Below are 26,123 nucleotides of genomic sequence, written 5' to 3' on the forward strand. Positions count from 1 at the left end.
CTTTGCAATTACCGGTGAAGCATGTAAAAAAAGACTATGGAAAATCTACAAAAGCACCGGCTCCTTTGGGTCGACGACGAAATAGAACACCTCAAAGCACACCTCATTTTTCTTCGCGAAAAAGGCTTTCAGGTAGACACCGCAACCAACGGCAAGGATGCACTGGGCTTGCTCAGCGACCAAACCTACAGTCTGGTCTTTTTAGACGAAAACATGCCGGGACTCAGCGGCTTGGAAACCCTGATGCGCATCAAGGAAAAAAGGCCCTCCCTGCCCGTAGTCATGGTCACCAAAAGCGAAGAAGAAGACATCATGGACCAGGCCATCGGCAGCAAAATAGCCGACTACCTCATCAAGCCGGTCAACCCCAAACAGGTACTGTCCTCCATCAAAAAAATTCTGGGCAGCCAAAGCCTTATCAGCCAAAAAACCACCACCGATTACCAATCGGCTTTTGCTGAAATCGGGCTTCGCATCAACGATCGCCTCAGCTACCAAGAGTGGTATGAGGTCTACCGCCAACTGGTGTACTGGGAATTGGAGCTGCAACAGGCCGACAGCCCCATGAACGAAGTCCTCCTGATGCAAAAAACCGAAGCCAACAACCAGTTCATTCGCTTCATAAAGGACAACTATGCCGACTGGCTGCAGTCCGACGAGGCCCCCATGATGTCGCACACCCTCATGAAGCGAAAAATCCTGCCCCTGCTCAAGGAAAAACAGCCGGTAGTCATGGTAGTCATCGACAACTTTCGGTACGACCAGTGGCAACTCATTCGCCAACAACTGGCCCCCTTCTTCACCGTTCGGGAAGACGAGCTCTATTTCAGCATCCTGCCCACCGCTACCCAATACGCCCGCAACGCCATTTTTTCGGGACTGCTTCCGGACAACATTCGCAAAATCCGACCCGACTTATGGGTAGAAGAAGACGACGAAGGCAGTAAAAACCAACACGAGGAAGCGCTGCTTAACGACTATTTTGAGCGCATCCGGCAAGGCAATACCCGGGTACACTATCAAAAAATCGGCGACACCGAATCGGGTCGAAAAATGCTCGACAACTACCATCAACTTAAAGATTACGACCTGTCGGTCGTCGTAGTCAACTTCGTAGATATGCTTTCCCACGCCCGTACCGAAATGAAAATGATCCGGGAGCTCATCTCCGACGAATCCTCCTACCGCTCCCTTACCCTTTCGTGGTTCCAGCATTCGCCCCTTTTTGAATTGCTCCGGAGACTGGCCGACGACCAGGTTAAAGTAGTGATAACCACCGACCACGGCACCATAAGGGTGCAAAATGCCATAAAGGTGGTGGGCGACCGCAACACCAACACCAACCTGCGCTACAAACAAGGGAAAAACCTGGCCTACGACGCCCGCTCGGTTTACGAAGTGCGCAAGCCCGAAAGCATCTTTTTGCCAAAGCCCAATGTGTCCACCTCCTACATCTTTGCCACCGGCAACGATTTCTTTGCCTACCCCAACAATTACAACTACTATGTAAGCTACTACAAGGATAGCTTCCAACACGGGGGCATTTCCATGGAGGAGATGCTGATTCCTTTTGCAATTCTGGAACCCAGAACTTAATTTTACGGCAAAAGAAAACAACATAATGGAATTTACAGCTGCCGGTCCCCACGACCTGGCCCCTGCTGCAGCTGCTCTGGTGGAGCAACTGCGCAGCACCCCCGTAGCCGCCTTCCGGGGTGCAATGGGCGTGGGCAAAACCACCTTCATCAAAGCCCTCTGCGCCCAACTTGGCGTCAGCGACCCGGTCAACAGTCCCAGCTTTGCCCTGGTCAACGAATACCTGGGCAGCAGCGGCCAAAGCATTTACCACTTCGACCTCTATCGCCTAAAAAGTCCCGAAGAGTTGTTCGACATCGGTGGCGACGAATACTTTTACAGCGGAAACATCTGCCTCATCGAATGGCCCGAAAAAGCCGGGGAGCAGCTCCCCGAAGAACGCATCGATGTATATTTGGAAGAAGAGGCCGATGGCCGCCGCAGCATTCGGTTCTGATTTTTTTTGTACCTTCGGAAAAATTACCCTGAAGAACAAACACCATGGAAGGAAGGGCCTCGTATTTTGCCATCAGACGCACCCAGTTGATTCCCCGTGAAGAAACACTGGAAACCGGCAGGCGACAGCGCTCGCTCAGCATCGGTATTCCCAAAGACCCCCTCCCCTCCGAAAATCGTATCGCCCTAACCCCACAAGGCGTTGAACTCTTGCGGGCCAACGGCCATAAAGTCCTCATAGAAAAAGGCGCAGGCGAACGCGCCAATTACTTCGACCGCGACTTTTCAGAAGCAGGCGCCACCATTGTTCCCTCCCTGCGCGAAGTTTACCAGAGCGACATCATCCTGAAAATATCCCCGCCGGCCCCTGCCGAAGTGGAGCTGATGAGTCCCAACCAACTTCTGCTCTCCTTTTTATATATGCCGGGACAAGAGCGGGAATCCATCAATGCACTGCTCAACAAACGCATCAACGCCATCGCTTACGAATTTTTAAAAGACGAAGCCGGCTGCTATCCGGTCGTCCGAAGCATGAGCGAAATTGAAGGCTATGCCGCCATTACCATTGCCTCAGAGTATCTCAGCAAGGCGCACGGTGGAAAAGGCGTACTGCTGGGCGGCATAACGGGCGTTACGCCCGCTGAAGTCGTCGTTATTGGTGCAGGAACCGCAGGAGAATTTGCGACCAGGGCCGCATTGGGACTCGGTTGTCAGGTCAAAATCTTCGACAACTCCTATCAAAACCTCAAGGAATTGGAGCGCAATGTGGGCCAGCGCCTCTTTACCTCCATCCTCCACCCCAGCGTACTCAGCAAGGCCCTGAAATCGGCCGATGCCGTGGTGGCCAGTCTCCGCTATTTCGACAGTGAGCCCGGCTTTTTCATCACCGCCGACCAAATCGCCAAAATGAAGCACGGCTCTGTAATCGTAGATTTAAGTGTGGGCAACGGCGGCTGTTTTGAACAACCCTCTGTCGCTCATTCTGATCAGCCCTACATCAACGAAAGAGGCGTGGTGCACTATTCGGTACCCAACATTGCCTCCCGCGTGGCGCGTACCGCCTCCATCGCGCTCAGCAACATCTTTACCCCCATGTTGCTGCACATGGCCGATTCGGGCGGCATCCACCAACTCATTAAAGAAGATACCGGAGTGAGTCACGGCACCTACATCTACAAAGGCATCCTCACCAACAGTTACGTCGGCAACCACCTGAATCTCCCCTTCAAGGACATAGGTCTCCTGCTGGCGGCCTTTTAAACCAAGAGAAAGAAAAACACTAAACGGCCACCACTTCCAGAACAGACGGAACCCGGGTTTTCACCACCATCTCTACGCCGTTCTTTAGCGTTTGCATACTCATGGGACAGCCATCACAAGCCCCCTCAAGTCGCACCTTCACCACCAGATCGTCGGTCACCTCCACAATGGTAATGTCGCCGCCATCCGATTGCAAATAAGGTCTGATTTCGTCAATAGCGGCCTCAATCAAACCCACTACTTCCTGTTTATCCATACAACCAGTATTTAATATTTTCTGTCTGAGCCCCGGAAACTGCCGTTGATTTCTTTGAAACGTGCAGCCCCGCGCCTCAGAAAAATGCGCTTGAAAAACTAAGCACTTCAGCAATTTATGTGGAGAGGTCGTCAAGAGCAAGGCTTGCGACGCCGGAAAAAGCGGAGTGTAACTTGTGTACATGAGCATTTTTCCGGCAAGCGTAACGCAGCTCTTGGCGTCCTCTGCGCTTAAATTATTTTCGGGTGATTTGCACCACCTTAGTCTCCGGCAACTCCCTATTCCGCTTCTCTACCGCTTCCACCACAGCCTCGGCCAGAGCCTTAAACGCCTGCCCCGTTACACTATCTTCCTGCAAGGCCGAAGGCGTTCCGGCATCACCACCTTCACGAATGCTCTGCACAATAGGAATTTGTCCCAACAAAGGCACATTCAGCTGCTCTGCCAGACGCTTGCAACCTCCTTCACCAAAAATGAAATATTTGTTCTCCGGCAACTCTGCGGGTGTAAACCAAGCCATATTTTCTACCAAACCCAGGACCGGCACCGCAATCTGTTCGCCCTGAAACATGCTGATTCCCTTGCGGGCATCGGCCAGGGCCACATCCTGCGGCGTACTCACTACCACAGCACCAGTCAGCGCCAGGGTCTGCACCAAAGTCAGGTGAATGTCGCTGGTACCCGGAGGCAAATCGAGCAGCAAATAATCCAGCTCCCCCCAAAGTGCATCCGTAATCAACTGTTTCAAAGCGTTGGTAGCCATAGCGCCACGCCAAACCACAGCGTCTTCGGGACTCACAAAATAACCGATGCTCAGCAATTTCACCCCGTATTTTTCCACCGGCAAAATCATGTCTTTGCCGTCCACTTTCTCCAGATAGGGACGCGCATCTTCGGTGGCAAACATCTTGGGTACCGAAGGACCATAAACATCGGTATCCAATAAGCCCACCCGGTAACCCTGCTGCGCCAAAGCAACCGCCAGGTTGCTGCTAACAGTCGATTTGCCTACCCCGCCTTTTCCGGAGGCAATGGCAACGATATTTTTTACACCCTCCAACAAAGGCGTTTCTTTCTTCACCTCCCGGGGTTTCACTTTAACAAAAATGTTTCCGCGGATCTCCACCCCATCCCCGATGTAAGTCTCTATAGCCTGCACACAGGCTTTTTTAACCGGAGTAACCATGGGATCGTTGGCACGGTCGAACAACAAAGAAAAGCTGATGCGCTTCCCGTCGATACGGATGTCGTCCTCCACCATACCCAGACTAACAATATCTTTTCCCTTCCCGGGATGTACCACATGCTTGAGCGCATCCAGCACCAATTGGGGATAAAAACTCATGATTGTATTTATTTAAACTTCATAAAGATAAGCACAAAGGTAAAAAAAATATTTGTACCACTTTTACAATTGGTCCAAAGCTGTTGAAGGATCCCAAAAACAGTCGGCAAAGTCACAAATCCTATCGTCTTCCACCCGAACGCCCTCAGACATCAGGAGATCGCGCATCATCCCCTCGCCCGGAAAAAAGTGCTTTCCACTGAGCAGGCCTTTGCGGTTCACCACCCGATGGGCAGGTACAGGAGGGTGAACAGTATGACATTTGTTTAGGGCCCAACCTACCATCCGTGCTGCGCCGGGCGAGCCCAGGGCCGCAGCCAGCGCCCCATAGCTGGTCACCCGGCCATAGGGAATCAGCCGTACCAAGTCATAAACCTGCTCAAAAAAGGGACTGTCCTCATTCGCGGAGGTCGGCGGGGGCTTCCTGGTCATTCTCGTACAATTTTACACTGCGACCGGCATTGTGGTAACTGTCGCGCGGAATGTCTACCTCGGGCTCTTGAAGTCCAGCGGGGTGGTCGAGCAAAAAACTGAAATATTTTATGGGCAGATTGTGGGCCATAAATCGCTCCTCATAATAGGTACGAATGCCCAGTATCTCATCCTCTAGTCCACTGTGGTACAAATCGTCGTAATCGTTCACAATGGTCAGCTTATTGTGCCGGGCCACTTCCCGGGTATAGGAGTACAAAAAGCGGCTGTCCGTTTTCAGGTGCAGCAGTCCACCCGGCTTCAGAAATCCGGCATAAAGTTGCAGAAAACGACAGGATGTCAGGCGCTTTCGTGTCTTGTTCATTTGTGGATCGGGAAAAGTCAGCCAGAGCTCATCCACCTCCCCCTTTCCAAAAAAAGAAGCAATCAACTCGATGCGCGTTCGAACAAAGGCGGCGTTTTTCAGGCCTTCCTTCAGGGCTTGTTCCGCCCCTTTATGCATCCGTGCGCCCTTAATATCGATCCCGATGAAATTCTTATCTGGAAACTGACGGGCCAATCCCACAGTATACTCACCCTTGCCGCAACCCAGCTCAAGCACCAACGGTTTATCGTTACCAAAAAAATCCTTGGCCCACCGCCCCTTCAGTCGATAATCCTTCTGAAACACCTCCTCAAAATCGGCCTGAATTACATGAGGGAAGGCCTCCATCTCGGCAAAACGCTGTAACTTATTTTTCTTCGACACTTTAAATCCTATTCATTGATCGTTGTTACCCAAAATTCGATTTGAAACATCTCCGGCAAAAGCTCACGACGCATACCCTGCTGAAAACTAAAGCGGTAGGTTCCGGGGCGGGCCAAACGTACCCCGTGCTGGTAGTAGGCGGAGACCTCCACCCGGTCACCCCGCTGCCGGCCCAGCCATTCGCCCGAAGTTTCGGACAGAAAAAACTCCAGCGTATCGCGCAGGGCGGGACCGTTCTCCGGCTCCACATCAACAAAAACCCACAAATTACTGTAAGGATAGTCCTCCCCGTGCGTCAGCGTCAGTCCGATGTCCAACAAGTGTGTGGTATCCTGCACCTCCACCTCAAATACAGCGGGCTGGTCCCGGTGCCAGCCCCCCGCTCCAAAGTGCTGTTCCTCCCGAACAAGCTCCCCCTGTGAGCAGGCTGCCCAAAACAAAGGCAGCAAAAGCAAAAACCAACTATTCCGTCTTAGGTCCATTGTCCTCCCTTCTGCGTCGTTCGCCGCCCCTGCCGGGACCCCGGCGCCGTGCGTTGCCCTGTCTCCCGGGGGTGGACTTGCGCTCCTCCTGTACCTCTGGTTTGTTGGCTTCGTTCTGATTTTGTGGTCGATTAGCGGGTTTCCGGTTTTTACGCTTCTTCCGGTTGCTCTTTTTATTCTTATCGTCGAAACGGGTAATGCTCTCTTCCCCGATCACATTTTCATAACCATTTTCCTTAGGCACGGCCAGCACAGCTGTCTGATCATCGAGCTTTTTCACCCGCTGCCCCTTCTTGTTTTGGGCCTGTACCTCCTTCACCTGATCCACCGTGAGGGTAACAATATTCCCGGCATTCTCTCTTCCGGCCGAATACCACATCAAGCGCTTAAAAACATCGGTCTTAAAGTGGTACCAGGTACCATCTTCCGTTTCCAAAGGAATGGCTGTATTCGGGAAATCTTTTTGAGCATCGAGGTAAGCATCCAGCTCATAATTGAGACAGCATTTCAACTTGCCACACTGTCCCGCCAACTTTTGCGGGTTCAGCGATATTTCCTGGTAACGCGCCGCATTGGTGGTGACCGACTTAAAATTGGTCATCCAGGTAGAACAGCACAACTCACGGCCACAGGGACCAATACCACCTATTCGTCCGGCCTCCTGACGCGCCCCTATCTGACGCATTTCAATGCGCACCTTAAAGCGCTCGGCCAAAACTTTGATCAAGGCCCTGAAATCGACCCGCTCATCGGCAATGTAATAAAAGATGGCCTTGGTGCGATCCCCCTGGTACTCCACATCGCCAATCTTCATATTTAATCCCAGATCCCAGGCTATGCGACGCGACTCCAGCATGGTTTCATGCTCCAAGCCTTTGGCCTCCTCCCACTTCTCCAGATCGAGCGGCTTGGCCTTGCGGTATACGCGCTTAAATTCATAAGACGAAGGCGAAACGTTGTTCTTTTTCATCTGCAGCAAGACCAGCTCCCCGGTAAGGGTAACAATGCCAATGTCGTGACCCGGAGAGGCCTCCACAGCCACTACATCGCCCTTGCTTAATTTGGTCTGACTGGTATTCCGGTAAAAGCCTTTACGGGTGTTTTTAAACTGTATCTCCACAATGTCGTTGCCGTCACTTTGGTCGGGCAAATCACTGAGCCAGTCAAAAACCTCCAGTTTACCGCAACGGTCGCCACAGGAATCGCACTTACTGCTGTGCGTGGGCGTAGCTATATCTTGTTCCATCTACTTTGTATTAGTGCCCTTGAAAGGGGCGGTTTATATTGTCTGCTTCCCCGCCGGGGAAGGGTTTGGCATCATCAGGCTGCAAACATCGGCACAATTTTAATGGCCGTATCGAACAGTACAATGCGCGCATTCCCGTTTTGTTCAATATGGGCATAAGCCTCTTGCAAAGCCGCCGCCATTCGCTCTACATTGTTTTCGGTAATAAAGGGCGAAAAACGACGAACAAAATCCTCTTCTGCAGGCGTCAGGTAAACCAATTCGGGCTGCTTAAAGTTATACAAATAACTCTCCCGCAACATCCCGGTGGCATAGTCGATAAAAGCTTTCAGTTCGTCACGCGACAAGGGCGCTGTTTGTTCCACCCAGGACATAATGTCGAAAATCTTACGCGAATAGGTCGAGCGCATCAAAAGGGCAAAGGCCTCAAAAAAGACCGAAGAGTTGTTTGCAGCTTCCAGATGTTTCAGAGCCTGCACATAAGAACCACGCGACAAGCGCGCTGCTACGCGGGCGCTGCCCTCGTCGCAGCCCGTCTCTTTCAACAAAGCCGCCGTAAGTGCATCGGCAGCTATGCCGGGAATGCGCAATTGCTGGGTACGCGACAAGATGGTAGGCAAGAGGGTCTGAGCGGCTTCTGAAACCAGCAAAAAAACCGTTGCCTCCGGAGGCTCTTCCAAAATCTTCAACAACTTATTGGCCCCGGTCAGGTTCATGCGTTCGGGCAGCCAAATGATCATTACCTTGTAGCGGCCCTCAAAATTTTTCATCGAAAGCTTACGCAGTATTTCGGGACTCTCATCGGCATAAATCATCCCGGACTTTCGGCCGTCTCCAATTTTTGCAAACCAGTCGCCGGCCCCAAAATATTTATGCGTCAGCACCATCTCCCGCCACTCTTTAATGCGATCGTCGCTAACGGCTTTGCCGGTGGACTTTACTACAGGAAATACGAAATGGATATCGGGATGTACCAGCTTTGCAGCCTTCAAGCAAGAGGGACAACGGCCGCAGGCATCGTGCTCGCCGGGCTGGGTGCAATTCAGGTATTGGGCATAGGCCAAAGCCAGCAAAAGTGCACCCGAACCTTCTCCTCCGGAAAAAAGCTGGGCATGACCCACCCTGTCTTCCCGTACGGTACGCAGCAAATGTTCTTTTATGGTTGTCTGACCAGCAATTTCACTGAAAAGCATGCCCTCTCGGTTTTTTATTCTGTCAAAGATAAATAAATCCTTTTAACTTTGCCCCAAAAACAGGCATGTCCACCTTTCTGTTTGGAGAAATCATTTTTGGTCCCGTTGCCAGTCGTCGACTGGGTGTTTCACTCGGCATCAACCTGCTGCCCAAAGACCGTAAACTCTGCTCTTTCAACTGCATATACTGCGAATGCGGACTCAATCCGGGAAAGGATTCGCCCAGTCCGAAACTGCCCTCACGCAAGCAGGTAGCCACCCAACTCGAAAAACAATTGCAAGAGATGCAGCGGGACGGCAAACTCCCCGATGTACTGACCTTTGCCGGAAACGGGGAGCCTACGCTGCATCCCGACTTTGCAGCCATCATTGACGACACCATCGAACTGCGTGGACGCTACTGCCCCCAGGCCCGTATCGCCGTCCTCTCGAACGCCACCCGTCTGCACCAGTCCGCCGTTTTTGAGGCCCTGCTGAAAGTTGACGACAACATACAGAAACTGGACTCTGCCCTGGAGCATACCGTGCAGCTGCTGGACCAGCCCCAGGGCCGCTTTAGTCTAACCGACACCGTAACCCAACTGCAAAAATTCAAAGGCCGGGTAACCATCCAAACCCTCTTTTTAAAAGGTCACTACCAGGGACAAAGCATCAACAATACCACGGAAGAAGAGGTGCAGGCCTGGCTGCAGCTTTTGCAACAAATAGCCCCACGTGAGGTCATGATTTACACCATTGCCCGCGACACCCCCATTTCTACCCTTGAAAAAGCCGACAGTTCAACCCTGCATGCCATAGCCGACCGGGTGAAGGCGCTCGGCATCAAAACCCAGGTCTCCACCTAAGCACTGCTTAATTTTTTTTTAACCCAAAACAAAACCTTAAACACCTGAAAATGGAAAACCCACCCTGCATTTTATTTTGCCCCCTCCATTGGGGCCTGGGGCACGCCACGCGCGACCTGCCCCTGATGCATTTTCTGAGCCGCGCCGGCTACCGCATTGTTGTGGCCACCGAAGAACCCCTGCAAAGTCTGATAAAGCAGGCTTTGCCCCAAGCCGAATTCGAAGCTTTTCCGGGTCCACGGATATGTTACGCACCCGGACCGCTGCTGCCGCTAAGGCTGCTCCTTCAAATTCCCCGTTGGTTGTTTTGGCTGCGGAAAGAAAAGAAGATCATCCAAAACCTGGCAGCCAAACACCGGCCGTTGGCCATTGTGTCGGACAACCGCTACGGTGCCCGTCATCCGGAGATTAAGAGTGTTATCCTGACCCACCAGCTCATGGTTAAGCTGCCCCTGCTCCTGCGCTGGGCCGAACCACTGGCCCATCGCCTCATTTTGAAGCTGATTCGCCCCTTTAGCGAATGCTGGATCCCAGATTACCCGGGAACCGCATCGCTCACCGGTGATTTAACCCAGCGCTATTCGCTGCCCCCAAATGCCCGTTTCATAGGCCCCCTTTCCCGCTTTATGTACCAAAAAGAACAAAGCACCCCGCCTCTGCGCTACGATTGCGTAGCCCTGCTCTCGGGCCCCGAGCCCCAAAGGAGTCAGCTCGACAAAATCCTGCAGCAAAAATTGGCAGCTGGTGGACTAAAGAGTCTCCTGCTGAGTGGACAACCGGAGTTGGTGGACCAAAAGCCAAGCGAAAAGCAGGGCGCCCTGACCCGGGTGCCTCATTTGGGCGACAAAGCCCTGAGCCCCTTTCTTAAAAACAGTCGACTGATCATTGCCCGATCAGGCTACAGCACCATTATGGATCTGCACTTTTTACAAAAGAGCGCACTGCTGATACCCACGCCGGGACAGGGCGAACAAAACTACCTGGCCCGCCACTTATCGCAACAGCACCACTGCATCAGTCAAAAAAACCTGGAAAAATGGTCTCCCGAGGACCTGGCCCAAATATCGCCCAAAGAAACGGCCAGTCCCCAGCCCATTAAAAACCTGCTGGAACCGGCCCTCGACTACCTGGTGGCTGAAAACTAAGCGTGCGAAAAACGGTTGACCAGCTCCTGAACCGCAAGTTCTGTTTGCCGGCATTGTTCCAGGTATTCCGCCTCCAGTTGTGCCCAGCCCTTTTCCCGAACCCCCGCAAGCGCCAGGTACTTCTCCATAAAACGCCCCAGCATATAAAGGTCGTGCCAGGTACCCAACAATTGCTCGGCCTCCCGAAACGGCATTAAACGGTGTTGCCCGGGTGAAGCCAATCCCAGCTCCCCGGCCATCAACAACAAATGAGCAGCCTTTTTAAAACAGCTGCGCGCCTCATGCCATTCCTCTCCGGGCCCTGAGGTCTGCAGCAAGGAGAAAGCCCCCCCGGCCAATTCCCCGGCCACTTGCTCAACACTTGTTTCTAGGGTTTCGGGATGCGCGCGGAGCAAAGTATCGAGCTCTGCAAACCAGGCCTTGGGCGACAGCAGGGCCTCCAATTGGGCCTGCTGCAAAAACACCAGCTTTCGCTGGTGCAGCTGCTCGTATATATGCTGACGAAAACCCTCTGGTCCCGGCCAAATAAAGCCACCCAACACATCCAACAGCACCTGTAAATTACGCACCTTACCGGAGCTCTTGTATACGGGTTGAATAAAAGCCGTCAACTGTCCACTCTCTACCAACACCGCATCGTCAGGCCTGTTTGCCGTCAAATAAAACGCAAGCGCACGCAGCTTTTTAACCGCCACCCTAAAGCGATGGATGTATTCGGCCTCGTCGGTCCCCACCGCAAGCTCATAGTTCTCCAAAAAATCGCGGTACAAACCAATACCCAGCTGCAATACCTGATCTCGTCTCATAATGTTTCCAACTCAACTAAGGAAGTTGCGCCTTCACAGGGTGTCGCAAACCCTCGGCCTCAATAAACATGGCCTTTACCGATCCGATCAATATCTTGGCCTCCACAATTATGGGCACCCGATTGGCATCGTCGGTCACCCATACCGTCATATCCTCCCCGGCCTCAAAAATGGTTCCCTTCACCAGCAAGGGAGAAAACTTCAGACAAGAAAAGCGTCGGCCATCTCTCAACTCCGCCACCTCCTTACCCAAATAACGAATGTACAAATTATGAATTTCCCCGTCAACAATCAAAGTTATGGGGATCTTATCTCCCTTGTTGTAAGGCGAAAAGTCGATATTGCGGGCTTGATAGACCATACTCACCAAATCGTAGGAACACGCCGGCCAGTCCATCAGCCCCCTTTCCACCGGTCCCCCTTCACGACTTATTGACGAGCGAATTTGACGATCTTTACTGTTGAAAAGATAATGATGGTACGACTTATAGGAGCCCTCGTTGGTTACCCGGCGAAATTCAAAAGGCTCCAGTGTGCGCGGATGTACCCAGGTCTCAAAAGTGTCCCTCACCGTAAAAAGGCGATCGTAGCTTTTCAAGCTGACGCCCACACTCTTCAGATGCAGGGCCTCCTGGTCCTGCCATTTTGTGGCATCCACCGAAAAAGTAACCAAGCCCGCATTCAACCAAATAAAACCCCAGTTGTACACCGCCTGGTAACGTACCCTTTCGCCCGACTGAAAAACAGTATTTTCGGTGACCTTGCAGGGCTGCTGAGCCGAAGCCGAAGATAAGGCCCACAGCGCGGCCAAAATCAACAGTACCCGTTTTGTATAAGCATTAACCTTTCTCATCTTTGCCTATTGCCCGTGGAGGACTTGCGCATCCGCTCCACAAAACCATAAATATCAAAATCGGCAGGATCCCAGGGCACCATATGGTCCCAGTTGGCCCTAATCGACACCGTTTCGGGATAATAAATAAGTCGCTCCGGCTGCAGCCCCACATCCAGTTGCCCCGTATCCCAGCGTCCATTGCCGTTAACATCCTCCACAATCCGAAGAAGGTAATCCCCGGGTTTCAGATAACGAAAACCCATTTTACCATTGGCGGGAACAGCGGCCTGGCGCAGCACCTGCTCCTTGCGGTCAAGAACCTGCAACAACCAATGCGCGCCCGGTTTCTCAAAATCGAAATACATAATGCCGTAACTGTCTTCGCTCTTCACCGAAAAACTGTGCTTGAGCGGCTTGTTGGCCACACCGTAAATACTGATAAAAGCTGCACTGTCCACCTCCAGCACATAAGATGCGCCCGCCCTACGCTCAAAATCTACGGTAAAGCGTCGCAAGCGCACACTATCGCCCTGCAAAGTCATAGCCAGCAGCTGGGGCACACTGTCGACCACCTCAAACAAACACAAGCCTTCCTCTCTCACCGCTTCCAAAGGCGCAGCAAAAGAAAAGGCCAAGGTCTCCGTGATTTCCAAACTGTTTTTGAGTCCATCCAACTTCAAATCGGGCACCACCACCGGCGCTTCCTCCTCCTTGCGGTTGCGTCTGCTGCGGCCCTCTTCTTCGGCGGGACTGCGATCAAAGAAATAAGCATTCACGGTATCGCGTTCCAACACCACTTCTTGCAAGGAGTCCCGAACCGGATAACTGAGGGCCAGAAAAAGGGAATCGCCCCGAATCAGGGTAGAATCACTCAGCCAAAGCGTAATGCTGTCGTTCTGCAAACTCCGCTCAAAAACCCAGGGGGCAGTTCCACTGTAATCGGGCACCTCCACCTCAAGACGCCCCTCCAGGGGCCTGTTGAAGATAAAATCAAGCTTATGCCGTTCATCCCGCTTATAATCGACCAGGTACTGCGGAGCATTGTCCTCCTGAAACATAAACAACTGCAAACTATCCGGCAAAAAAGCCTGCTCGCGCACCACAGCCACCGAGTCGGCACTTATCGAATCCAGGCGCTCGTGAAAGCCCACAGAGGGAACCACCAGGTCCGACAAAAACGCAATGCGTTCTCCCGGCTGATCGTAACGAAAATTTCGATCCGAATCTTCCAAGCCGTAAACCTTATAACTACCCGGAGCCAGATTTTGAATGGAAAAAAATCCGTTGGAGGAAGTCCTTGTTACCCGCAGGGGCACTCTGCTGCGAAAAAGGCTGTCGGCCGCATCGGCATATACCATAACCAGCGCCTCCGACACCGGAGCCAAATCGGCCGCTTCAAACAAGTGCCCCGAAATGGCCAGACTGTCGATGTATTCGCCCGTTGAAAAGGAAAAAGTGAAATTCTCCAGGATATTGCCTTCGTTGTTGTCGCGAACGGCATCTGCAAAATCGAGGGTATAGGTAGCGTTCTGCTGCAGCTCCTCGTCGAACTGAACCAGCAAAACATTTCCTCTGGCGGTAGCCGAAGGCTGGGTGTTCACCGGCGGTGAAACCATCAGTTTTTGAAAAACATCGGTCAGCTGAATGTTCTCATCAAATTCTATCCTGATCTGGTCACCCAAAAAGTTCAGGGCATTGGCCGGTGGCGAAGATTTCACCATAACCGGCGGGTCCTCATCCTTTGGTCCCCCCGTAGGGTAACCCGTGCTGGCACAGGCCGACCAGTACAACAACAACAGCAAGACAGCAAGCACCTTAACAACTATTCTCATGCAAAATATTTTTAATACCGCCCTGCCCAAAAAAAAGCTAAGCGCCGGTAGTACAAAGTTATAAACTTTCTTCGTTTTATGGCCCAAGCCCATCCCACAGCCTTTCATAAATCATACCGCGGCTTGCCCTTAATGCAAAAAAACCTATTTTTGCCCTGCAAACCATAACTTAACTGCGATGGAAACAACGAGTAAGCACCCGGGCAACAACAAACGCCTCTACCTGATCATCGGCATCATTGCCCTTGTACTGATTGCCATCAGCGTTCTGTTTTACATGCAGAACCGCGAAATGAACACCATAGTAGAAAACCTGAACGAAGAAAAAACCATCCTTACCGAAGAATACCAGAATCTGGTTTTCAATTACGACTCCCTGCACAGCGATAACGATACGCTCAACCTTATGCTGGAGATGGAAAGGGAACGCATAGCCCAGTTGGTAGAGGAACTCAAGACCCTTAAAGCCACCAATACGGCCCGGATGAGAGAGTTTCAGAAAGAACTGACCACCCTTCGGGGCGTATTGCGCACCTACATTGTACAAATCGACTCCCTCAACCAACGCAACCAGGTATTAACCCAGGAGAACCTGGAACACCGCCGTCGCTACACCCAGATACAAAGTTCTTTCCGCGAGTTGGAAGAAGTCAAAACCACCCTCGAAGAAAAAGTCACCATAGCCAGCAGGCTCGATGTGACCAACCTAATGGCCGAAGGGCTCAACCCTTCGGGCCGAAAGACCGACCGCAGCAACCGCATTGCCAAAATCAGGGTCTGCTTTACCGTACTTAAAAATGTAACGGCACCGGTGGGTATGAAGGACTTTTACCTGCGCATTGAGCGACCCGACGGACAGCTGCTGCTGCACTCCCTGGACGACAAGTTTCGTCACGAAGACGCCGACATCAACTACTCGGCCATGCGCAGCATAGAATATGGAGGCGAAGAAACAGACGTATGCATTTTTTACGAGGCCGATGCCGGGGAACTGCTCAGCGGAGAATACATCGCCGACGTCTTTGCCGATGGATTTCACCTGAAAAGCCTGCGCTTTAAGCTGCGTTGAACAAGCACCTTCGCAACAGCAGGCACTAAAAGACAAAAAGCAGGCACCCGCCTGCTTTTTTTATTCCAGCTCGCCCAGTTTGTAGGGCGTAGATTGATAAACGTAATAATTGAGCCAGTTCGAATACAAGAGGTGGGCGTGACTGCGCCAGGTCACCCTGGGAGCCTTCTCCGGATTGTTGTCGGGATAGTAGTAATCGGGCACCGCCATCTCCATCCCCTTATTCACATCCCGCCAGTATTCTTCGCCCAGCGTATTGGCCTCGTACTCCGGATGCCCCGTCACAAAAATCTGACGCCGGTCCTCCGAAATCACGATATAAGGCCCCGCCTCGGCAGAACGCGTCAGGAGCACTACTCCTTTACAGGCTTCAATATCGGCTTCCCGCACCTCGGTGTAACGCGAGTGGGGCGCAGTAAATACATCGTCGAAGCCCCGAAGCAAAGGTTCTGTACGCAAAAGCACCTCGTGCTCATACACCCCAAACAACTTCTTGCCCAGCTCGTATTTTTTCAGACCAAAATGGTGGTATAAGCCCGCCTGAGCCCCCCAACAAATATGAAATGTTGAAGTCACATGCTCCTTGCTCCAGTCCATAATCTCCTGCAACTCCTTCCAGTAAGTCACCTCCTCAAAATCGAGCAACTCCACCGGAGCTCCCGTAATAATCATACCATCGAAATACCGGTGACGCACCTCATCAAACTGCCTGTAAAAAGCCAGCAGGTGCTCCTGCGGCGTATTGCGATGAGTGTGGCCCGAAGTCATCAGCAACTCCACTTCTACCTGCAGGGGACTGTTCGAGAGCACACGCAAGAGGTGCGACTCCGTTACAATTTTAAGCGGCATCAAATTCAGAATCAAAATCCGCAAGGGACGAATGTCCTGCGCCACCGCACGACTCTCCCCCATAACAAAAACATTTTCCGCTTCCAGCAAGGCCTTGGCCGGGAGCGAATCGGGAATATTAACCGGCATGGTGCATTCAGATTAACGCTTCATTACTCCGTAGAACAGGATGTTTAGAATATTGTCGAGCTGCGCTTCAAAATCCTCCGTCGAAGCACTGCCACGAAACAAAGGAATTTCCAGTCCACGCAAAGCCGTTACAATACCAATGGCACCCACACGGGTGTTTTTCACATGAAACACCCCCGAAGATACCCCTTCATCCAGAATGGTCTTCAATAAATTCTCCTCCAGGGTATCGCCACTCTGCTTAAAGGACCCCAAAAACTCGTAGCCGCCATAAAGGTCTTCCTTCAACACCTTTTGGTAGTTCTCCAACTGACCAATGGTCTCCATGCGCACCTTCACATAGGCACGCAACTTATCGGGTGCGGCACTGTTTCCGGCCACCAGCTCCTTCAGTCTGCTGTACAACAACTCCGACTCCAGCTCAATCACCGCCTGAAAAATCTCCTCCTTGTTCTTAAAATAGTAGTACAAAGAGCTCTTCCCCTTGCGCAAGGCCATGGCGATGTCTTCCATCGTCGTTTTTTTATAACCGAAACGAGCAAACAGCTCACGCGACGCATCCAGAATGGCATTCCGGTTGGCATCCTGGGAAGGAGTAAGTGCGGTATTTTCCAGACTCATAATTGCTATTTTAATGGGTAGAACATACAAAAATAGAAAATGTTTTGGAGAGCCTCCCTACAGAAGCCCCCAAAATACCACACCTCACCAATAGGAAAAGTAAAAAAATGCGGCCCGCTTACTCGGACCCGGACTTCATCCAGTCGTCGCCCGCCTCTCCGGCCAGTCTGAAATCGAGCTGCCTTTTCTCCAGGTTGGCGCGTACCACCTGTATGTTGAGCGCATCGCCCAGCTGAAAACGACGGCGACTGCGGCGACCAATCAGACAGTAATTGTCCTCATCAAACTGGTAAAAGTCGTCGTCCAGCTCACGCATAGGAATCATACCCTCACACTTATTCTCCACCAACTCCACATACAGGCCCCACTGACTAACGCCCGAGATCACCCCTTCGAATACTTCACCCTCGTGGGCCTTCAGAAATTCCACCTGCTTATATTTCGTTGAAGCCCGCTCGGCATCCGCCGCCCGCTGCTCCATCTCTGAACTGTGGTCGCACTTTTCCTCGTACTCATCCGAGTCTGCCGACTTGCCCCCGTCCAAATAGCGCTGCAACAAACGATGCACCATCATATCGGGGTAGCGACGAATGGGCGATGTAAAGTGCGAATAAAAGGGAAAGGCCAGACCATAATGCCCAATGTTGTGGGTGGAATAAATGGCCTTGGCCATGGTACGCACCGCCAGCGTCTCGATGATGTTCTGCTCGGCCTTGCCCTGAACAGACTTGAGCAGGCGGTTGAGGGCCTGACTCAGGCGCTCCTTGCCCTGCGGGGTGGCTTCCAGGCCAAAGCGACGGACAAAATTGCTGAACGTCTCGTACTTATCCGGATCCGGCTCATCGTGAATACGGTAAATAAAAGTCTTGGCCGCAGCCTTCTTATTCTTTTCCAGCTCGTTTTGCCCGATTAACTCGGCCACCCGCTTATTGGCCAGGAGCATAAACTCCTCAATCAGCTTATTGGCGTCCTTCGATTCCTTAAAAATCACACCCAGCGGATTTCCGGCATCGTCCAAATTAAACTTTACTTCAATGCGCTCAAAACTGATGGCTCCGCGCTTAAAACGTTTTTCCCGTAAAGCCTTGGCCATCGCGTTCATGAGCAACAACTCCTCTGCCAAATCGCCTTCTCCACTCTCGAGCACCTCCTGCGCCTCCTCGTAACTGTAGCGCCGGTCCGAATGAATCACGGTCCGCCCCACCCACGAATCCTTCAGCTCGCCCTGCCCCGTAAGGGTCAGCACCACCGAAAAGCACAGCTTGTCCTCATTGGGTCGCAAGGAGCATAAAAAGTTACTCAAGCGCTCCGGCAACATCGGTACCACCCGGTCGACCAGGTACACCGAAGTCGCCCTTTCATAAGCCTCCTCCTCAATAATGGAATCGGGCTGCACATAGTGCGTCACATCCGCAATGTGTACACCCACCTCCCACAAATCCTCGCCCACCTTCTGAATGGACAAGGCATCGTCAAAGTCCTTGGCATCGGCAGGGTCGATGGTAAAGGTCGTTACCCCCCTGAAATCGCGCCTGCGCGCGATTTCCTCGGCAGGAATCTCGTCCGGAATCTTCTCCGCAGCAGCCACCACCTCGTCCGGATAGGTATAAGGCAGATTAAACTCTGCCAAAATAGCGTGCATCTCCGTGTTGTTCTGTCCGGCATCCCCCAGGATGTCAACAATCTCGCCCACAGGATTTTTGGACTTAGCCGGCCATTCCACAATCTTAGCCACCGCCTTTTGACCGTTTACCGCTCCTTTGAGCTTATCCTTGGGTATAAAAATATCCTTATTGATCACCCGCGAATCGGCCACCAGAAAAGCGAAATTCTGGCTCACCTCCAGCGTGCCCACAAAGAGCTCGCGCTTGCGCTTGATGATTTCAATCACCTCCCCTTCCATCTGCCTGCGGCGCTTGCGCGCAAACTGCAAAATTTTCACCACATCGCCGTGGAGGGCCGTGTTCAAATTGGCCTGCGCCACAAACACATCTTCCCCGCCGTCTTCGGGCACAATATAAGCCGCCCCGGAGGCCGTCATATCTACCTTGCCCACCAGTTGCATGCCGCGCGACAACAACTTGAAGCGCCCGGCCGACACCTCAGACAAAAAGCCGCTCTCCATCAACTCGAACAGCAAAACCTCCACCATCTGACGCCCACTTTTCTTCTCCACATTGAGCAAAGCAGCCAACTGTTTGTAATTATATGTCTTCTTAGGATTGTTGTAAAAAACATCCTGAATCATACTCTTCAATTCCGACCGCTTGGGTCGTTTTCCATCTTTCTTTTTTTGCATAATTTCTGTTTAAAATGCCCACGGCATCCTACCAAAGATAACAAAATAAAATTCGTATCTTTACAGCTCTAAAATAAAATCCTATAAACTAAAGTTATATGTCTAAAATCGAAGCCTACAATTTTGCCGGCAAAAAAGCCATTGTACGGGTGGACTTCAACGTTCCGCTCAACGACAAATTTGAAATTACCGACGACACCCGCATCCGTGCCGCCATGCCTACCATTCAGAAAATTCTGAAAGACGGTGGTTCCGCCATCATCATGTCGCACCTGGGTCGTCCCAAGGGCAAAAAGAACCCCGACTTCTCGCTGCAGCACATTCAAGCCCACCTGGCCAAGACCATCGGCACCGAAGTCATTTTCGCAGGCGACTGCGTAGGCGCCGAAGTAAAAGCCAAGGCCGACGCCCTGAAGGCCGGACAAGTCCTCCTGCTGGAGAACCTCCGCTTCTACCTCGAGGAAGAAGGCAAACCCAAATTGGCCGACGACGCCAGCGACGAAGAAAAGAAAGCCGCCAAGGCCGAGATGAAAGAAAAGCAGAAAGCCTTTTCACAGGAACTCGCCAACCTGGCCGACGTGTATGTGAACGACGCCTTTGGCACCGCTCACCGCGCCCACGCCTCCACCGCGATCATTGCCGACTACTTCAGTCAGGACAGCAAAATGTTCGGCTTCCTCATCGAAAGCGAAGTCAGCAGTCTCGATAAAGTAGTAAAAGAACCCAAACGTCCCTTCACCGCCATTATGGGTGGTGCCAAGGTAAGCTCCAAAATCACCATCATCGAGAACATGCTCGACAAAGTGGACAACCTGATTTTGGGTGGCGGTATGACTTTCACCTTCCTGAAAGCCCGCGGCGGCAAAATCGGCAGCTCACTGGTCGAGGACGATTACCTCGAACTGGCCAAGCAGCTCGAAGAAAAAGCCAAGGCCAAAGGCGTTAAGCTCATCATCGGCAGCGACGTCGTAGCCGGCGACAAATTCAGCAACGATGCCAACACCCAGATTTGCCCCGCCAACGACATTCCCGAAGGCTGGCTCGGTCTGGATGCCGGTCCCGATGCCATCAAAGAATTCAAAGACGTTATCGAAAACTCCGCCACCATCCTTTGGAACGGTCCCGTTGGCGTTTTCGAAATGGACAAGTTCGCAGCCGGCTCTGAAGCCGTTGCCGAAGCCATTGTAACCGCCACCTCAAAAGGCGCCTTCTCCCTCATCGGTGGTGGCGACTCAGTAGCCTGCATCAACAAATTTAAAAAAGCAGATGGCGTAAGCTACATCTCCACTGCAGGAGGTGCCCTCCTCGAGTACCTCGAAGGCAAGGAGCTCCCCGGCATCAAAGCCATCCGCAGCTAAGCGGCAAGGCAACAAACAACACCTTTAAAAGGGCTGCACCCCACCGGGCGCAGCCCTTTTTCTGTACCCACACTCCCTCCCTCCGGAAGGGAAGTGGTGTAGAACAGCTGTCTTCAAAAAACTACTCGTCTCCGCGCAGATGCAGCTGCTCAAGCCTCTGAATGTTTCCGTAAGTGAGCGAAGAAACTGACGTGAACAGGAAACAGGCAGCAGCGCCGAACAGCTGCATCAAGCCAGCCTCTGGAAGGGAAGTGGTGCAAGACAGCTGTCTTCAAAAAGCTACTCGTCAGAGCGCAGATGCAGCTGTTCAAGCCTCTGAATGTTTCCGTAAGTGAGCGAAGAAACGCAGCGTAACAAGCATCGCTGTCTGAACCGAAGGTGAGTTTCGATGCTTGTAGCGGAGTGCCTGAAGCGAACAGGAAACAGGCAGCAGCGCCGAACAGCTGCATCAAGCCAGACTCTGGAAGGGAAGTGGTGTATTCCTGGGGCCTTCAGGAAATTTCGTAATGAACTAGGATCCGTAACGCCACAAGCACGGCTGTCTGAGCCGAAGGCGAGTTCCGTGCTTTTAGTGAAGGAACCGTAAGTGAATAGAAATTTTATGGCAGCCCCAGGAATACACCACGACCACCCGAGTTCCGTGCTTGTAGTGAAACGACTGCAGTGACAAGGTATTTTATCTCACTCGCAAGATGGCACCACGACCCCGCCACTTCATCCCCCCCAAATCAAGGCCCTTCAACAGCAACAAACCCGGACACGCACCCACCTCAACACGACCAAGTTCCAGTCCCGCAGCCTCCGCAGCCAAAGCCGTAGCCGCATGCAAAATACCCAGCCAATCACCCTCCGGATGCACAGCCATATAAGCGTCCAAACGCGACAACAAGGGCAGCTGAAAATTCTCCTGGCGCCGCCGCAAAACCGGTGCCTGCAGCATCTCAGACTCCACCCCCTTCACCACCAAGGGTACAGCGCCCATACTCTCCGCCTCCGTACAACCGCCCAACACGTAAGTGCCCCCCGCATAATGCCGGTTCAAGTCCCGCCCCCCAAATACAAAAGAAGCAGACCCGGCCACATCCAACAAGCCAGGCAACAGCAAACCACCGAGCAGTTCCATTCCCGGTCGCTCCCGCAAACCCTCCGGATGCAACTCCAGACTCAGAATACGACCATCAGCCCCCAGCTCCACCACCGGCCATTTGCCTAAAGAACCATCGGGCAATAAAACAAAGTGCGAAGTAAATAAACGAGGTCTCCTCATACCACTAACGCTCACGGACCTTACGCAAAACAGGCTTATCCGCTTTCTCCAAGGCAGGCAATTTGGCATTTTGCTCCTCCACCGAATCGGTCAACACCTGCAAACGCAAATCAGTAATCTGGGCCGAGGAAGCAGTAAGACTGTCCTGAAGCAACAAAAAGCCATCAATATATTTGGGAAAAGTGTCCCGTTTTAAGTCCAGCGAAAGTTCTTGCATCTGCTCCTGAAAAGAGTGCGCAATTACGTGGTATACGGTATCGGCCACACTGTCGTTGTAAAAAACCGACAACATAATCCTTGGGGCGCGGCTCTCATCCTGGTGCAAAAAACGATATCCGGCACTCAGCTTCAGGCGCCCCTGCAAAGCCAAGGTATCCACATCAATCCGAAAAGGAAGGCGACTGTCTGCACTGTCTTCAGGTGCAACGACCAATCGTGTAGAATCTTGCCAAAGATTAGACAACAGAGCCTGAACAGCCTCCTGCTCAGCCAATCGCTGTTGTTCCTTTTCCCGCTCGTTGTAAATCCGCACATCGGCTTCCATGCGACTCAGTTCCTCCAGTACCAGGCGATAAACGTCCTGATAAAGCTCGGGGTGCTCTACATACCATTTGCGAATGGTATCAAATTCAAGGGTCGTCAACCCATGTTTTTCCAAAACAAACTTATAGGATCCGGGAATTTCAGTCAGTCGGGCGTTCCCCCGCATAGGAGCAAATCCCAGGGTACTTTCAAGCATGTGAAGTTCCGCCAGAATAAGCGCCATCTCTTCGGGCTTAGGATAAGTCCCCGGCACCCGATGCCTGCCACACGCCATCAAAAGAGCTAACAAAATAAGCACCCCCAAAAAGCGCGAAACAAAAACACCCAAAACTTGCCTATATCCCATACAACAAAGACTATTTACCATCTCCCCGAACCATCGTTCTGATGGTTTTCAGAAACAAAACAAAATCCAGTTTAAGCGACCAGTTGTCTATGTATTCCAAATCCATACGCATCCATTCCTCAAAAGGGATGTTGTTGCGGCCCGACACCTGCCAAATACAAGTTATACCGGGCTTCATGGACAAGCGCCGCAATTGCCAGCGCTCATACTCCCGCACCTCATCGGGCAAGGGGGGACGCGGGCCCACCACCGACATTTCACCCATCAGCACATTAAAAAACTGGGGCAATTCATCCAGACTGGTTTTTCGTAAAAAGCGACCGACCCGGGTCACACGCGGATCGTGCGTAATTTTAAAAACCGGACCATCCATCTCATTCTGGTCCATCAGCTCCTTTCTCAAATCCTCTGCATTCACCACCATGGTACGGAACTTATGCACCAAAAAACGGCGGCCGCGCAAACCAACCCGCTTCTGACTAAAAAAAACCGGCCCTTTGGAGTCGAGTTTAACCGCCAGGGCAATACTCAAAAAAACCGGTGAGAGAAAAACCAAAACGCCAGCAGCAAAAAGCCGGTCGAACAACTCCTTCGTTTTCAGCTCCAGATAATTCACAGGCGTACTCGAAATGGTCAACATAGGCGTGGTACCAAAATAATGCATGAAAGTCTTATTGGCCAGCATATTAAAAAAGGGCGAATACATTCTAAAGACCACGCCAACCTCCGAACAGATCTCGACAAGGTTCTCCAACTCCCTCGGATCCAGACCCTCCTTACAAACCAGAAGTTCATCAATGGTCTTATCGCGCAACAGCTGCTCCACGTCCGTATCGGCAGGCAACAAGGGCGCCATTTCTTCAGCATCCTGATTCAAGACCTCATCACTTATTATGGCCGAAACCCGATAACCCCATTCCGGATGCCGCTGCAGCTGTCGAAGAAAACCATTGGCGGTTTTATCCCCAATAATTAAAATATTCAAGTAATTAAACCCTTTTTTGCGGGCCCGCTTCAAAAAATGGTACACCAAGGTTTTGTACCAGAAGGTTAAAACCAGGGTTAAAGCGGCAAACAAAAGAAAGAGTCGTATGCCCAGATAAAAGAGGTTGAATGACCAGGCGGCCACCACCAACATCAGAGTGCCCATGAAACTGACCCCAAGACAATTAAAAAGCACCACAGAGAAAGGCCGGGAACGGTACATCACGTTGGTGCCCATCCCGTTGGACAAAAGGGCCCAAAAAATAAGAATCAGGAGTTGAAGAATAACACTGTCCTTTTGATGCAGGACCGAAATTCTTCCAAATTCAAAATACAAGGCCAGGTTAAAGCTGATAAGGGCAATCAGAACATCCACAAGGGTCAAAAGGCCATTAATAACGCGTGCTTTTTCCTTAAGCATCCTGGTTTGATTTAAAAGTCTTGGCGAAGATAAGCGAAACCCTCTTCAAATCCAATGCCGAAAAACAGTTCAAAGCTGTATCCCGATCTAAGTTAATGAAAATTAGAATGAAAAAGAAAGTCCACCCAAACACCCGGCTGAGCGCGACAAGGCGCCGGCATCCACAGCCACCTCCAACTTCCATACAAGGCCTTGGATTCGGGACGACCGACAGCGGGCACCCAGGCGTGAATAAAATTGCGAACGACCACCCTTAAAATAATAACCAGGGGTCTCGTCCCAGGTATAACGCTCCGGATACTGCTGAAAATAAGAACCATAATGTCGAGCTGCCGTAAGCATCCCTTCCCAGTACCAACGTGTCCCCAGGCGGCCGTCGGCCCCCAGATGCAGGGCCTTAAACCGATCGTTCACCAGCAGCGTACTGTTACTGGTTCCCAACTCAGGATTCAGATGCGCCACCTGGTCCCTGCTCAGATTCAAAGGCGAGCCCATGGCCCTGCCGTAATGGGTCCATCCCGCAGGATACACCCCATTGCTCATATAGCCATCCCGACCGCCAAAGCGATTGCCGTGGTTGTAATTGTCCTCCAGATACTGCCCCACCTCCTTTTTCGAATAACTTTCCGGATTGGGCACCCCCAGTCCCCGCATCAGGTTCTCCCTATAGGCCGGGTCGTCCAGCTGAAAGGCAATGACAGAGATCGTTTCACCATTATTCAGCGTCACCCTGGCATCGGGCATACCGTTGCCCGACTGGTAGGCCGTGTTGATCCATTCCACACTCAAATTGTCGAGCCAGGTCAAACGCGCCGGCTGCCAGTGTACGCCCAGTATCTGATCCCGGTTGCGCACGCCCAGCCGCATGCCCGAACCATCGGCAAAAGGGGCCTGATAATAAAAGCGATAAGTCCCGGAGGTGCTGTGAAGATACAAACCGAAATCGAACAAACCCATGTGTGCGCCACCTGCATTGGTGGCGTCGCCGCCACCAATCTTTTCCGAACTGCGTCCGAGTATCGACCGCCAATAATCGAGGGGAATTTTTTCCCCATTGGTCCTATACCCCCCCATCAACACCGAATGGTTCAAACCCACAAAAGGTTTCCAGGTCCCCCCGTTGTAACGCAGATAGGCATATTTCTCGTGCAACAAAACCTCCCGGTGGTATTTGTCGGCGGGACCGTCATCCAGCAAGGCGTGACTCAATTCGCCCTTTACTTCCCAGCGACTCAAAAAACCCGGCAATGCCGTATAAGCAGGCAAACCCACTGTTAAGCGGTCGGCCGGCCGTGCATTATTGCCGTACAAATAGGCACCATGGCCCTTGTAGCCCGCCTCAAAAATCGGGTCAAAGACATGCCTGCCTACCCGCAGCGACAAAAAATAGGCATCTGCCTGAAAGGACAGCGCATGCAGATAAGCCCCTCCTTCGGCACCGCCATAGCGCCCCTCGCCCGCTACAGCCAGCCGCCAATGCTCCCCGGGCGTCCATTGAAGTCCCCCGCCTACGCCTGCCAGCAACTGCTGCTCCTCAGCAAAATCCCAACGACCTTCACGGCCCGAATGCAGCCAAAAAGGCAGCTGGTCGCCCACAGCACCAACAGCGGCAGCATCCACCCTCAGGTGGTGCGACCAGGAGCCCTGCGCCAATACAATCTGCGGCAACAGTCCCAAAACCACAAAAAACAGGAGCTTTCGCATCTTAAATAAAATGGATTTATAATATGCTCCCGCAAAGTTACAATTCACACGCCGGAAAATGACTACTTTTGCCAAAA

General features: G+C 52.0%; 24 protein-coding genes. 7 read left to right on the top strand and 17 right to left on the bottom strand.

Features of this window, described 5'->3' with window-relative positions:
* Positions 1–36 precede the first annotated feature (36 nt).
* From porX to B4W65_RS02205, 3 genes are read left to right on the top strand one after another with little or no spacing between them, the layout of a single operon-like run.
* Positions 37–1,596, top strand: a complete 1,560-nt coding sequence (gene porX / locus B4W65_RS02195; RefSeq protein ID WP_088653453.1) for a T9SS response regulator signal transducer PorX — start codon at positions 37–39, stop codon at positions 1,594–1,596.
* A 25-nt stretch (positions 1,597–1,621) separates the two neighbouring features.
* Positions 1,622–2,032: a tRNA (adenosine(37)-N6)-threonylcarbamoyltransferase complex ATPase subunit type 1 TsaE gene (tsaE, locus tag B4W65_RS02200; RefSeq protein WP_088653454.1), complete on the top strand. Its 411-nt coding sequence runs from the start codon at positions 1,622–1,624 to the stop codon at positions 2,030–2,032.
* A 44-nt stretch (positions 2,033–2,076) separates the two neighbouring features.
* On the top strand, positions 2,077–3,291 hold the full coding sequence (locus tag B4W65_RS02205) for an alanine dehydrogenase (protein ID WP_088653455.1): 1,215 nt from the start codon (positions 2,077–2,079) through the stop codon (positions 3,289–3,291).
* A gap of 19 nt (positions 3,292–3,310) precedes the next feature.
* Here B4W65_RS02205 and B4W65_RS02210 read toward each other — a convergent pair whose 3' ends face one another.
* The 7 genes from B4W65_RS02210 to B4W65_RS02240 all read right to left on the bottom strand — a co-directional run bounded on the left by B4W65_RS02210 (position 3,311) and on the right by B4W65_RS02240 (position 8,993).
* Positions 3,311–3,547, bottom strand: a complete 237-nt coding sequence (locus B4W65_RS02210; protein ID WP_088653456.1) for a NifU family protein — start codon at positions 3,545–3,547, stop codon at positions 3,311–3,313.
* Between the two features lie 235 nt (positions 3,548–3,782).
* Complete coding sequence (locus tag B4W65_RS02215) at positions 3,783–4,892, bottom strand: Mrp/NBP35 family ATP-binding protein (protein WP_088653457.1); 1,110 nt, start codon at positions 4,890–4,892, stop codon at positions 3,783–3,785.
* A 63-nt stretch (positions 4,893–4,955) separates the two neighbouring features.
* The gene (locus tag B4W65_RS02220) at positions 4,956–5,324 is read right to left on the bottom strand and encodes an MGMT family protein (RefSeq protein WP_088653458.1); all 369 of its coding nucleotides are present in this window, start codon (positions 5,322–5,324) and stop codon (positions 4,956–4,958) included.
* The gene (trmB, locus tag B4W65_RS02225; RefSeq protein ID WP_240509452.1) at positions 5,290–6,072 is read right to left on the bottom strand and encodes a tRNA (guanosine(46)-N7)-methyltransferase TrmB; all 783 of its coding nucleotides are present in this window, start codon (positions 6,070–6,072) and stop codon (positions 5,290–5,292) included. Before trmB ends, B4W65_RS02220 begins: the two co-directional genes overlap by 35 nt.
* An 8-nt stretch (positions 6,073–6,080) precedes the next feature.
* Positions 6,081–6,554, bottom strand: coding sequence for a gliding motility lipoprotein GldH (locus B4W65_RS02230; RefSeq protein ID WP_088653460.1), 474 nt, complete (start codon positions 6,552–6,554; stop codon positions 6,081–6,083).
* Positions 6,535–7,800: a PSP1 domain-containing protein gene (locus tag B4W65_RS02235; RefSeq protein ID WP_088653461.1), complete on the bottom strand. Its 1,266-nt coding sequence runs from the start codon at positions 7,798–7,800 to the stop codon at positions 6,535–6,537. The genes B4W65_RS02230 and B4W65_RS02235 overlap by 20 nt, the downstream gene beginning before the upstream one ends.
* 74 nt (positions 7,801–7,874) lie before the next feature.
* On the bottom strand, positions 7,875–8,993 hold the full coding sequence (locus B4W65_RS02240; protein WP_088653462.1) for a DNA polymerase III subunit: 1,119 nt from the start codon (positions 8,991–8,993) through the stop codon (positions 7,875–7,877).
* A 65-nt stretch (positions 8,994–9,058) separates the two neighbouring features.
* Between B4W65_RS02240 and B4W65_RS02245 the strand changes: the two genes are divergently transcribed.
* Complete coding sequence (locus B4W65_RS02245) at positions 9,059–9,838, top strand: radical SAM protein (RefSeq protein WP_088653463.1); 780 nt, start codon at positions 9,059–9,061, stop codon at positions 9,836–9,838.
* 50 nt (positions 9,839–9,888) lie between these two features.
* Positions 9,889–10,983: a glycosyltransferase gene (locus B4W65_RS02250; RefSeq protein ID WP_088653464.1), complete on the top strand. Its 1,095-nt coding sequence runs from the start codon at positions 9,889–9,891 to the stop codon at positions 10,981–10,983.
* On the opposite strand, the gene B4W65_RS02255 is transcribed toward B4W65_RS02250, so the two are convergent.
* The 3 genes from B4W65_RS02255 to B4W65_RS02265 are packed head-to-tail and all read right to left on the bottom strand — an operon-like array spanning position 10,980 to position 14,456.
* The gene (locus B4W65_RS02255) at positions 10,980–11,789 is read right to left on the bottom strand and encodes a CHAD domain-containing protein (protein ID WP_088653465.1); all 810 of its coding nucleotides are present in this window, start codon (positions 11,787–11,789) and stop codon (positions 10,980–10,982) included. The two genes, B4W65_RS02250 and B4W65_RS02255, sit on opposite strands and share 4 nt — an antisense overlap.
* A 16-nt stretch (positions 11,790–11,805) precedes the next feature.
* A complete protein-coding gene (locus B4W65_RS02260) occupies positions 11,806–12,642 on the bottom strand; it encodes a DUF3108 domain-containing protein (protein WP_088653466.1) in 837 nt (278 codons plus the stop codon).
* On the bottom strand, positions 12,639–14,456 hold the full coding sequence (locus B4W65_RS02265) for an Ig-like domain-containing protein (protein ID WP_088653467.1): 1,818 nt from the start codon (positions 14,454–14,456) through the stop codon (positions 12,639–12,641). Before B4W65_RS02265 ends, B4W65_RS02260 begins: the two co-directional genes overlap by 4 nt.
* A 178-nt stretch (positions 14,457–14,634) precedes the next feature.
* On the opposite strand from B4W65_RS02265, the gene B4W65_RS02270 reads away from it, so the two are divergent.
* On the top strand, positions 14,635–15,525 hold the full coding sequence (locus B4W65_RS02270) for a hypothetical protein (RefSeq protein ID WP_088653468.1): 891 nt from the start codon (positions 14,635–14,637) through the stop codon (positions 15,523–15,525).
* Between the two features lie 60 nt (positions 15,526–15,585).
* Here the strand turns inward: B4W65_RS02270 and metA are convergent, their stop codons facing one another.
* From metA to rnr, 3 genes are all read right to left on the bottom strand, one after another.
* Positions 15,586–16,503, bottom strand: a complete 918-nt coding sequence (metA, locus tag B4W65_RS02275; protein ID WP_088653469.1) for a homoserine O-acetyltransferase MetA — start codon at positions 16,501–16,503, stop codon at positions 15,586–15,588.
* Between the two features lie 12 nt (positions 16,504–16,515).
* A complete protein-coding gene (locus tag B4W65_RS02280; RefSeq protein WP_088653470.1) occupies positions 16,516–17,124 on the bottom strand; it encodes a TetR/AcrR family transcriptional regulator in 609 nt (202 codons plus the stop codon).
* A 118-nt stretch (positions 17,125–17,242) separates the two neighbouring features.
* Entirely contained in the window at positions 17,243–19,423 is a 2,181-nt protein-coding gene (gene rnr, locus B4W65_RS02285) for a ribonuclease R (RefSeq protein ID WP_088653471.1), read from the bottom strand.
* 98 nt (positions 19,424–19,521) lie between these two features.
* On the opposite strand from rnr, the gene B4W65_RS02290 reads away from it, so the two are divergent.
* The gene (locus tag B4W65_RS02290) at positions 19,522–20,781 is read left to right on the top strand and encodes a phosphoglycerate kinase (protein WP_088653472.1); all 1,260 of its coding nucleotides are present in this window, start codon (positions 19,522–19,524) and stop codon (positions 20,779–20,781) included.
* A gap of 676 nt (positions 20,782–21,457) precedes the next feature.
* On the opposite strand, the gene B4W65_RS02295 is transcribed toward B4W65_RS02290, so the two are convergent.
* From B4W65_RS02295 to B4W65_RS02310, 4 genes are all read right to left on the bottom strand, one after another.
* On the bottom strand, positions 21,458–22,048 hold the full coding sequence (locus B4W65_RS02295; protein WP_146697685.1) for a hypothetical protein: 591 nt from the start codon (positions 22,046–22,048) through the stop codon (positions 21,458–21,460).
* A gap of 4 nt (positions 22,049–22,052) precedes the next feature.
* On the bottom strand, positions 22,053–22,937 hold the full coding sequence (locus tag B4W65_RS02300; RefSeq protein ID WP_158522752.1) for a DUF4296 domain-containing protein: 885 nt from the start codon (positions 22,935–22,937) through the stop codon (positions 22,053–22,055).
* Between the two features lie 10 nt (positions 22,938–22,947).
* Positions 22,948–24,342, bottom strand: coding sequence for a sugar transferase (locus B4W65_RS02305; protein ID WP_088653475.1), 1,395 nt, complete (start codon positions 24,340–24,342; stop codon positions 22,948–22,950).
* A gap of 102 nt (positions 24,343–24,444) precedes the next feature.
* On the bottom strand, positions 24,445–26,046 hold the full coding sequence (locus B4W65_RS02310) for a capsule assembly Wzi family protein (protein ID WP_158522753.1): 1,602 nt from the start codon (positions 26,044–26,046) through the stop codon (positions 24,445–24,447).
* Positions 26,047–26,123: the final 77 nt, after the last annotated feature.

The organism is Geofilum rhodophaeum, assembly GCF_002210225.1.
Taxonomy (GTDB): domain Bacteria; phylum Bacteroidota; class Bacteroidia; order Bacteroidales; family Marinilabiliaceae; genus Geofilum; species Geofilum rhodophaeum.